The organism is Synechococcus sp. R6-5 (genome assembly GCF_047461775.1).
GTDB lineage: Bacteria > Cyanobacteriota > Cyanobacteriia > Thermostichales > Thermostichaceae > Thermostichus.
On the sequence record NZ_JANSHV010000140.1, the window covers coordinates 1 to 9785 of the forward strand.

9 protein-coding genes are annotated in these 9785 nt (G+C 58.4%); 7 read left to right on the forward strand and 2 right to left on the reverse strand.

Translation table 11 applies throughout. The annotated features are described in order from the left end of the window. Window positions 1-67: 67 nt before the first annotated feature. The 5 genes from NW818_RS08165 to NW818_RS08185 all read left to right on the forward strand — a co-directional run bounded on the left by NW818_RS08165 (window position 68) and on the right by NW818_RS08185 (window position 4694). A complete protein-coding gene (locus NW818_RS08165; protein ID WP_011432622.1) occupies window positions 68-310 on the forward strand; it encodes a NifU family protein in 243 nt (80 codons plus the stop codon). A 132-nt stretch (window positions 311-442) separates the two neighbouring features. Beyond that, window positions 443-1540, forward strand: a complete 1098-nt coding sequence (gene rseP / locus NW818_RS08170; RefSeq protein WP_414424281.1) for an RIP metalloprotease RseP — start codon at window positions 443-445, stop codon at window positions 1538-1540. Window positions 1541-1546: 6 nt separating this feature from the next. Then, window positions 1547-2251 carry an endonuclease III gene (nth, locus tag NW818_RS08175; RefSeq protein WP_414329011.1) on the forward strand — a complete coding sequence of 235 codons (705 nt, stop codon included), beginning with the start codon at window positions 1547-1549 and terminating at the stop codon, window positions 2249-2251. A 102-nt stretch (window positions 2252-2353) separates the two neighbouring features. Next, a complete protein-coding gene (gene rapZ, locus NW818_RS08180) occupies window positions 2354-3337 on the forward strand; it encodes an RNase adapter RapZ (RefSeq protein ID WP_414424282.1) in 984 nt (327 codons plus the stop codon). Further along, a complete protein-coding gene (locus tag NW818_RS08185) occupies window positions 3330-4694 on the forward strand; it encodes a gluconeogenesis factor YvcK family protein (protein WP_414424283.1) in 1365 nt (454 codons plus the stop codon). The genes rapZ and NW818_RS08185 overlap by 8 nt, the downstream gene beginning before the upstream one ends. Before the next feature lie 24 nt (window positions 4695-4718). On the opposite strand, the gene NW818_RS08190 is transcribed toward NW818_RS08185, so the two are convergent. After that, complete coding sequence (locus NW818_RS08190) at window positions 4719-6305, reverse strand: ArnT family glycosyltransferase (protein ID WP_414424284.1); 1587 nt, start codon at window positions 6303-6305, stop codon at window positions 4719-4721. A 75-nt stretch (window positions 6306-6380) separates the two neighbouring features. Further along, on the reverse strand, window positions 6381-7232 hold the full coding sequence (locus tag NW818_RS08195; RefSeq protein WP_414388112.1) for a hypothetical protein: 852 nt from the start codon (window positions 7230-7232) through the stop codon (window positions 6381-6383). A gap of 555 nt (window positions 7233-7787) precedes the next feature. Between NW818_RS08195 and NW818_RS08200 the strand changes: the two genes are divergently transcribed. Both NW818_RS08200 and NW818_RS08205 read left to right on the forward strand, forming a co-directional pair. Beyond that, window positions 7788-7934, forward strand: a complete 147-nt coding sequence (locus tag NW818_RS08200) for a hypothetical protein (protein WP_414344636.1) — start codon at window positions 7788-7790, stop codon at window positions 7932-7934. Next, on the forward strand, window positions 7883-9628 hold the full coding sequence (locus tag NW818_RS08205) for a peptidoglycan D,D-transpeptidase FtsI family protein (RefSeq protein WP_414424285.1): 1746 nt from the start codon (window positions 7883-7885) through the stop codon (window positions 9626-9628). The genes NW818_RS08200 and NW818_RS08205 overlap by 52 nt, the downstream gene beginning before the upstream one ends. Window positions 9629-9785 lie beyond the last annotated feature (157 nt).

Genomic DNA, 9785 nt, shown 5'->3' on the forward strand with positions numbered 1-9785 from the left:
AGGAGAGTTCAGCGTGAATGTATCAGAAACCGCTACAATCCAAATCTCAACGAGGCTAAAAGCAACCATGGCACAAGCACTGGAACTCAATACCGAGAACGTCGAGAAAGTCCTGAACGAGCTGCGTCCTTACTTGATGGCCGATGGGGGCAATGTGGAATTGGTGGAAATCGATGGCCCGGTGGTCAAGCTGCGCTTGCAGGGGGCCTGTGGAGCCTGCCCCAGCTCAACCATGACTTTGAAGATGGGCATTGAGCGCAAGTTGCGGGAAAGCATCCCCGACATTTTAGAAGTGGAGCAGGTATTCTGAGAGGCCCTGTAGGTTTTTGTGAGATTCCTTTAGGGTTCTTTATCATGTGTTGGATTATGTGCCTTGATAAATAGCCTCGGGTGGCTCTCTGCTCCCCACTTCTTTCTTCTGTGCCTTCTTCAGAGCTAGCGCATGTCTGTTCTCCTCTCCATCGCCATTCTCGCCCTGCTGATCCTGGTGCATGAGGCAGGCCATTTTGCGGCAGCCAAACTCCAAGGGATCCACGTCAACCGCTTCTCGCTGGGGTTTGGCCCGGTGTTGTGGCGATACCAGGGCAAGGAGACAGAGTACGCCATTCGCGCCCTGCCGCTGGGGGGCTACGTGGGCTTTCCTGACGAGGATGAACATTCTCCCTACCCCCCCGACGACCCGGATCTGCTGAAAAACCGCCCCGTGTTGGATCGCCTGGTGGTGATGAGTGCGGGGGTGATGGCCAACCTGATCTTCGCCTATCTGGTGCTGGTGTTGATGTTCGCCTCGGTGGGGATCCCCTCGGTAACGCGCATCCATCCCGGCATTCTCATCCCTCAGGTGATGCCCGATAGCCCGGCGGAGCGGGCCGGCCTGAAGGCAGGGGATGTGGTGTTGCAGGCAGCCGATCGCGATTACAGGGGGATTGCCGACGAGACGGCGGCCTTGGCAGCTCTGAACGATTTTCAGGTGCTGATCCGCAGCAGCGAGAACCGGCCCATTCCCCTGGAGGTGCAGCGTGGGGAAGGGGATCCCCTGCAGTTGACGGTGATCCCGGCGGCGCGGGGAGAGACGGTGGCCATTGGGGTGACCTTGGCCCCCAATCAAGAGGTGACCTTGCGCCCCGCCCAGAGCGTGGCCGAGATCCTCACGGAGGCGGGAAATGCCTACCAGCGGGTGGTGATGCTCAATCTGAACGGCCTGCAGCAGTTGGTTCAGAATTTCCAAAGTACGGCCACCCAGGTCTCCGGCCCGGTGGGGATTGTCAAGATCGGGGCCGACCTGGCCCGCGATGACGCTGCCAGCTTGTTTAATTTCACCGCTTTGATCAGCATTAATCTGGCCTTTCTCAACCTGTTGCCCTTGCCCGCCTTGGACGGGGGACACATTGCCTTTTTGATCCTGGAGGCGATCCGCGGCAAACGGCTGCCCAAGCATCTGGAGGAGCGGGTGATGCAGACGGGCTTGGTGTTGTTACTGGGATTGGGGGTGGTGCTGATCTTCAAAGACACCCTCGCCATTGTCACCGGGTCAGGCTAGGGGAAGATGGCCAGCAAACGGGCCTTGCGCCAGCGAGCTTTGGAGATCCTGCTTCGGCTGAAGCGCCACTACCCCAACTCCACCTGTGCCCTCCACTACCAGACGCCGCTGCAGCTCTTGGTGGCGACCATCCTCTCCGCTCAGTGTACGGATGAGCGGGTGAATCAGGTGACGCCGGAGCTGTTTCGTCGCTTCCCGGATGCCCAGGCCCTGGCGACAGCGCCGCGAGAGGAGATCGAGGCTCTCATCCATTCCACCGGCTTCTATCGCAACAAGGCCAAGCACATTCAGGAAGCCTGCCGCAAGATCTTGAGCGATTTCGGTGGTCAAGTGCCCCGCACCATGCCGGAGCTGCTCACCCTACCCGGCGTAGCCCGCAAGACGGCCAATGTGGTGTTGGCTCATGCTTTTGGCATCCATGCCGGGGTTACCGTCGATACCCATGTTAAGCGCCTCAGCCGCCGCCTCGGCCTCACTGAGCACGAGGATCCCGTGCGCATCGAAAAGGATCTGATGCAGTTGTTGCCGCAGGCGGATTGGGAGAACTGGTCTATCCGTCTGATCGACCACGGGCGGGCCATCTGCACTGCCCGCAGGCCTCTGTGCCAGCAATGTTTTTTGGCGGATCTCTGCCCCAGCGCTCCTCTTCTGGGATCGGCTGCACCGGCCGAGAAAACGGATAAAAAAGCTACAAAAGCCTCGCCGGCCTGAGATGATGGTTTCTAGGCGCCCCGCGTGGCTGAGCCCCCCATTCTTCCGGCGCTTGTTTTGGCCGCCTCTCGCCCTAGAATAAGCTCCATGCAGGATAAACCCATGTCAGTCGCGCCCCCCGTTCTGGTCATTGCCGGCCTGACGGGATCTGGGAAAACCTTGGCCATCCAGCAGTTGGAACAACTGGGGTACACCGGCCTAGAAGGGATCCCGCCTGCCCAGGTGATCCCCTTGGTTGAGGCGATGCGGACCCATCACGCTGCTTTGGCCATCAGCTTGAATCTCCACGCCCAGGAGTACCGGGATCAAGTTCCCACCCTGGCTGCTTGGGTGCAATCGCAAGGGATCCCTTTCCTATTCTTGGAGGCCTGCTCCCCAGTGTTGCTTAACCGTCTCAGCGCCCACCGCCGTCCCCATCCCTACGGGGAAGCTGCCGGTTTGTTGGAGGCCATTGAGCAAGAGCGGCTGGCTCTGGCCCCGGTGCGGGAACGCTGCACCCACTGGTTGGATACCTCCGACCTCAATGCCCAGCAACTGCGGCAGCAATTGCAAGCTTTGGTGCAAGGGATCCCCCAGCCCCTCAACCTAAGGCTGGTCAGCTTCGGTTTCAAGTACGGCGTTCCCCCCGATGCCAACTTGCTGTTCGATGTGCGTTTTTTGCCCAACCCCTTCTTTCAGCCCCATCTGCGTCACCTTACCGGGCAGGATCCCCTGCTGCAGGAGTTCTTGTTTGCGGATCCCATCACACAATCCACCTACCAGCACATCTTGTCCCTGATCAAAGCGTTTTGGCCCCACTACCGCGCAGAGCGTCGCCCCCACCTGACTTTGGCTATCGGCTGTACCGGCGGTCAGCACCGCTCGGTGGCCCTGGTGGAGCGCCTGGCCCAGGATTTGCAGCCTTGGACTGTCCCTGCCGGCAACCACGTTCTTCCCGACCTGAATGTTCAGGTTCAGCATCGCCATCTGCTCGACTCTCAACGGGAGCTGGAAGCCCGCTTTGGCCCGGTGCCCGGCGAAGTTGGCGTTGTGCAGCAACAGGTTAGGATCCCTTTGGCCGGCGTTCCTGCACCTTCCCATGCCTAAGCCTGTGCCCAGCAACAAGTCCGCCGCTTGGGGCATTCGTCGCCGCAAGGCTGCTTGGTCGGGAAGTGGCTGGAAATGGCTCTTTCCCGGTTTAGCCGTTAAACGCTGGCTGAGCCTGGCGGTTGGGGGCGTGCTGCTGATGGTGCTGGGCATTGCCATCTGGACGGAGTTGACCCCCATCTTTCGCCTGAAGCGGCTGATCGACATCACCCTGCGCCTGATCACCACTTGGATCCCGAACAACATCAGTGGCCCCCTGGTGACTGGGATCGGGCTGGTGATGGTGGTGCTGGGGTTTCGCAGCGCCATGCGCTCCATCGAGGATGTGCTGATCCCCGAGGGAGATGAGGCGCTGGTGGATAAGCTGTTGTCGCGGCGGCGTCTCAGCCGTGGTCCCCGCATTGTGGTACTGGGGGGCGGCACCGGCCTCTCCAACCTGCTGCGGGGTCTGAAGCGCTACAGCTCCAACATCACAGCCATTGTCACGGTGGCCGATGACGGGGGATCCTCAGGGCGTCTGCGGCGGGAGATCGGCGTTTTGCCCCCCGGCGATATCCGCAACTGCCTCACTGCTCTGGCCAACGAAGAAAAGCTGCTCACCGAGCTGTTTCAATATCGCTTCCAGTCGGGGGAAGGGTTGAGCGGCCACAGCTTCGGCAATTTGTTCATCACTGCCCTCACCGCGGTAACCGGCGGCGACTTGATTCGGGCCATCACTGCCACCTCGCAAGTCTTGGCCATTCAGGGGCGGGTGCTGCCGGCCACCCTGGCGGATGTTACCCTCTGGGCGGAGCTGAGCGATGGCCGCCGCGTGGTGGGAGAGTCCAACATTGCCAAAGCCGGAGGACGCATTTGCCGAATCGGCTGCGACCCCCCCAACCCTCCCGCCCTACCGGAAGTCATCGAGGCTATTGAGGCGGCAGAGTTTGTGGTGCTGGGGCCGGGTAGCCTCTACACCAGCATCATCCCTAACCTGTTGGTGCCGGAAATTGTGGAAGCTCTGGCCAAAAATATGGCCCCCCACATCTACGTCTGCAACATCATGACCGAGCCGGGGGAAACCGACGGCTATACCGTTGGGGATCACGTCATGGCTCTGGATCGGGTGGCAGGAGTGCGCCTATTTGACGGCGTGCTGGTGCAGCGGGAGCCACCCTCCCCACGTGCTTTGGAGCATTACCGCCGCAGCGGTTCTGAGTTTGTGGTGCTGGATCCCGACAAACTGGCTTACCTGGGCTGCCGTGCCGTTTTGGCTAACGTCATGCAAGAAGATCCAGAGACCGGCTTGGTGCGCCACAACCCCGAACGCTTGGCTGCAATGCTGATGCGCTGGTTCGACAGACATCGCCCCCTCTAGCTTTGCCCAGGATGTCCTCTGCTGTTATTGCAGGCGGGAATAAGGGCGGGGATAGGGCTTGCGCATCTGTCGAGCCAGGTACACCTGAAAGGTTTGCGCCACCGCCCCTGCCCGCACCAGGGGAACCTCGGCCACAGGCTCGATTTGGGCAAAGTAGTCGCCATAGGTGGCCGGGATCCCTGCCCTCGGCTGGAACAACTTGGAAGTGATGAGCAGCCCATCCTGCCCCAGCCAGTCCTGCGGCTGCGACCAAAAGGCAAAGCCCCGCAAATCCGCATCCAGGCAGGTCAGAGGCTTGTCCGTCAGCGGAGCCAGGGCCATGGCGATCTGACCGCCCAAAAAATAGGCATTGGTAAAAACGAACTCTGCCTCCTCAAGGGCCTGAGCCAGGCGGGGATCCGTCCGAAACCGCTGCCGCAACTGCTCAATTTCAATGAGCTGAGTAGAGGGATCCCTCTCCACCGGCCACAGCCCCATCCCTCCCGGCTCTTGCAGCAGGCCGTAGCGCACATGGGCCAGCCCCACCCCCACCACCAAGCTGACCATCACCGCCGTCCCCACTAAGGTTCGCTTCGCTCCCGGCCACCGTTCCCAGAAGGATCCCAGCAGCAGCGTCAGCACCCAAAACCCCGGCATGGGCCAGGTGGGCAAGATGGGCCGGTAGCCTCCCATCAAGGTAAAGGCCAACACCAGCGGTAATCCACAGGCCAGGATCAAAAGGTGCTTGAGCTCTTCATCCGTCAGCCGCATCCCGCGGAGAATCTGCAGGGCCACCCGACCCGTCCCTGCCAAACTCGCCCACCCCAAAGGGATCCCCAAGCTGGGGAACAGGTAAAAGATTTCAGAAAGGATCGTCAGCCCCAGCGCTTGCAGTTGATACCCTGCCTCCGGCACCGCCCGCCCCGCCTGAAAGCGAAAGGAGACCCAATCCTGCTGGGCGTTCCAGATCAGCACCGGGCTGAAGGCCAGCACAAAACCCAGCACGGCCAGCACCGTCCAGCCCGACCTCAAGGCACAGCGATGAACTGGGCTGAGCAGACAAAAGAGTACCAGGCCGAACCCCAAAGCCAAGCCGTGGTACTTCCCCAAGCAGGCCAGCCCCACCAAGAGACCTATGAGCGCTAGCCTAGGCCCTGGCCGATAGCGAGCCGCCCCATAGACTCCCAATTTCCCCTGCCCCAAAGGCACCGGGAAAAACTCCTGGCTGGCCACCCATAGGGTTGCTGCCGTAAAAAAGACCAGCGGGCTATCCGGCAAGGTCAGCACCCCAAACCCAATCCAAAGGATGGGTGCGATGCTGATGGCCGCCAAGCTGATCAGTCCTGCCCGAACAGAGAAAAGGCGCGCTCCGGTGTAGTAGAGGAATAGGGAAGAGCCACAATACAGCAGCAGGGATCCCAGTCGAATAGAAAAAGCCGACACCTGGCCGGTCAAGGCAGGCCCCAAGCCCGTTGTCCAGGCCACCAGCGGCGGATGGTCAAAATAGCTCCAATCCAGATGGCGGGTGTAGAGGTAGTAGTAGGCTTCGTCAAAGCCCGGCGGCAAAAGGGCAGCCACCAGGCCCCGCATGAACAAGCCCAACCCCAGGATTAGCCAAACCGCTCTAGGCAATGGAGGGGATCCCTATGGGCAGATGGACAGATCTAACTTACCTTGAATACCTCTCGGGGCTACGTCCCTCTAGTATTATGATTTTGCCTCCGGCAAAATGACCGGACACCCCAAAAATTGACCCAGCTTCTCGGCCTCTGCCCGCGCCTCTGGTTCCTTATCAGTGTAGCAGACTGACAGCAAAGGTTTCCGCGATTGCAATTTCACTTCTACCGAAAAGAATTCAACAAAATTCCTTTTGGCCTGAACCAAAATCTGCTGTACATCTCCAAAGGAATAAGTTTTCCGCCCTAGCGACCCAAAAGGAGTAAGGTGCTCCTCTTGGATTTGGTACCTAGAGCGGTCAAACGTTAGACGGCGACACCAAAAAGACACCTTCAGCATGAGAGCTCCTACCCAAAGAAGTAGAGCCAGAAATAGCCCTGGAAGGAGAGAATACAAGATCGCAAACACTAACTCCAGTAAGTGAAATCTATCGATATCTATCAAGAGCCGACTCTCTGTACTGTTCACAAAAGAATCAACGCGCCTTGCCAATTCCTGAGCTTCACTTTCACCAAAGGCCAACCAGGCTGGGGTTTCCCCTGTAGGCTTTTCCAGCGTGACATAGTAGCGCTCAGTCCTTTCTCCGTCGTCATCCTCCACAATTTCAGTTTTGACTGCAGCTCCTCTTACATCTATGTGAAGTGTAGTTTGGCTCGGCAAAGGTAGAAACGGCTGGAAAGACACTTCACAATTAACCGTAGACTGGTCAACTCGAAAACAAGTGAAACGGCGCTCACCCTGGGAAGACCAGATCGAAGATAAAGCCATAAAAAGGATGAACGCAAAGAAACAGATAAAAACAAAAGTAGCAAGAGACCCAAGGAAACCTACAGAAGACTCTTGGTACACGCGCTTGTTGGGGCTCTCCTCCACGCATTTCATAGACTCAACTCCGGGAAAGCTGGATTTGTTTAGATTATGGCTTGCTAGTCTGCCGGTCGTCTGTTTCCGAGAATACGAAGCGTTTAAAAAATTATGAAAAGCAGTAAGTCCTCCGGTTTTCGCTGTGCTGTATTCAACTTCCCCTCTCTCCAACCAGGAGCGGAAATTGAGTGGCTGACTGCACGAGGCGCCGGGAAGAGGTTTTAAATCAAGCAAGTTAAAGGTTTGAGCTGTTGAATGTACGCAAGTGAGTTGGGTTTTTCATATCCTCCCAGTTTCTTTTGAATGTGATTTAAAACTGCGGATCCAAGTGCGAAAAGTCTGAGGATTTGCCCGCACCTAATTCATGTTCTGAGGTATTATGTTATCTCCAATACCTCTAAAATGTCCTGGCTGCTTTTCGGGATCCCAAGGTCTCTTCCAAAAGCTGTGGGGTGGCATAACAGAGGGATGAGCGCCAAACTAGCGGTGGTGCTCATGTGAGGATTGCAATGGAAGGCAGACCTAGGGCTAGGGTAGGGCGGCCTGTGCCGAAATCTCTGGAGACAAGGCAAAATGGCCGGCAACTTGCTCAACGGCGCCGACGCAGAGGTTCTTGGATCCCTTCACCGCGAAGCTCTAGGCAGTGGGGAACAGCGCTGGGATGGCTCTTGGGGGAGCGGATCCCGACGGCCCGCCAGCTTGACTTTCGCGCCGGCATGACCGGACTGGCTTTGATCATCGCCCTATTTGTAACAGGAGCACGTCTGGTTTATTTGCAACATCAACAGGCACCCCTATTGCAGCAGCGAGCCGAAGCCCAGCAGCGAGCCCAGCTAAGACCTTTCATTCCTCGTCGCTCAATTGTGGATCGTCATTCTATTGCCAAGCAGCAGGCAGAATTGCTGGCCGTAGATCGCCCTGTCTACACCCTCTGGGCCCATCCCCGTCTCTTCGGCAAACGCACCCCGGAGGAAATGGCCACTGCCCTTGCTCCCCTGTTGCGGCGTCCGGTGGAGCAACTGACGCAGCGGCTGTCGGTTAATCATGCGGTGCGGGTGGAGCGCTGGGTATCCCAGGAGGTGGCGGATCAAATTCAGGCTCTGCATCTGGATGGCCTGGAGCTGGTGAGCGAGCGGCAACGCATTTACCCCCAAAAAGAGATGGCCGCTGAGGTGGTAGGCTATGTAGATCTGGATCATCAGGGCCAAGCAGGAGTCGAATATTCCCGACAAGAGCTGCTGGAGCGTACCGTTCAACCTGTTACTATTCCTCGCGATGGCTACGGACGACTGTTGGCTGCCGAGGTGCCGGAAGGGCTGCTGCAATCTGGCGAGACAGTGCTGCAACTTACCCTAGATATGCGTCTGCAAAGAGCTGCCCGCGCTGCCCTGAAAGTGCAACTGGAGCGGTTTCGAGCCCTGCGGGGCACGGTGATTGTCCTCCAGCCCCAGACAGGGGAAATCCTGGCGCTGGTGAGCGAGCCCACCTATGACCCCAACCGCTACTTTGAGTATGACCCCGGTCTTTTTCGCAACTGGGCCGTAACGGATTTGTATGAGCCGGGATCCACCTTCAAGCCCATCAACATTGCCATTGGGTTGGATGCTGGAGCCTTTACAGCAGATGAACGGGTCTATGACGAGGGTCGGATTCTCATCGGTCAGTGGCCCATTCAAAATTACGACTACCACCAGCGAGGGGCCCATGGCTGGATGAGCGTCACGGATATCCTGCGGCAATCCAGCAATGTGGGCATGGTACATCTAATGCGCAAGCTGGATCCCCGCCAGTACTACAATGCCTTGGTGCGGCTGGGGTTCAACGAGCGCAGTGGCGTGGATTTGCCCTTTGAGCCGGCCAGCCGTTTGAAACCGCTGCGACAGTTTGTTACGGTGCCGGTGGAGCGGGCCACTGTCGCTTTCGGCCAGGGGCTGGCCCTCACTCCTCTACAGTTGGCTGCCATGCACTGCATCATTGCCAATGGCGGACTGAAAGTACAGCCCCATGTGGTGCGAGGCTTGGTGGAAAAGGATACGGATACTCTGGTTTGGGGATCCCCGCAGCCGCAGCCGGTGCGGGTACTATCCGAGCAAGCCACGCTGGCAGTGCGTATCCAAATGCGGGATGTGGTGGACTTTGGCACGGGGCAATCGGCCAAGATCGAGGGGTATGAGATCGGCGGCAAAACCGGCACTGCCCAGAAAGCCGGGCCACGGGGGGGCTATTTGCCCGGCAAGCGCATCACCAGTTTTGTGGGCTATTTCCCGGCCATTCGCCCCAATTACGTGATCTTGGCGGTGATCGACGAGCCCCAGGGGGAAGATGCCTTCGGCTCGACGACGGCTGCTCCCGTTGTTCGCTCGGTGATCCAGGAGATCATCGCCCTAGAGGGGATCCGCCCTAACTCTACTTAGCGCAGCCATAGGAACAAGGGGCGAAGGTGGATGCCAAAGGGGGCCCAGACAGTGAGGAAATGAGCGAAATGCCCATACCTCCGGATTGGCTCTTCCTGGAAAAAGCCATACTCAAGACTGGCCACCCACAGAGCATGACTCTAGTCAATGATACGCT

Bases quoted from the DNA above. Each gene is read 5' to 3' on its own strand.
- NW818_RS08165 (WP_011432622.1), top strand. From the start codon at position 68: ATGGCACAAGCACTGGAACTCAATACCGAGAACGTCGAGAAAGTCCTG.
- rseP (WP_414424281.1), top strand. From the start codon at position 443: ATGTCTGTTCTCCTCTCCATCGCCATTCTCGCCCTGCTGATCCTGGTG.
- nth (WP_414329011.1), top strand. From the start codon at position 1,547: ATGGCCAGCAAACGGGCCTTGCGCCAGCGAGCTTTGGAGATCCTGCTT.
- rapZ (WP_414424282.1), top strand. From the start codon at position 2,354: ATGTCAGTCGCGCCCCCCGTTCTGGTCATTGCCGGCCTGACGGGATCT.
- NW818_RS08185 (WP_414424283.1), top strand. From the start codon at position 3,330: ATGCCTAAGCCTGTGCCCAGCAACAAGTCCGCCGCTTGGGGCATTCGT.
- NW818_RS08195 (WP_414388112.1), bottom strand. From the start codon at position 7,232: ATGAAATGCGTGGAGGAGAGCCCCAACAAGCGCGTGTACCAAGAGTCT.
- NW818_RS08200 (WP_414344636.1), top strand. From the start codon at position 7,788: ATGGCCGGCAACTTGCTCAACGGCGCCGACGCAGAGGTTCTTGGATCC.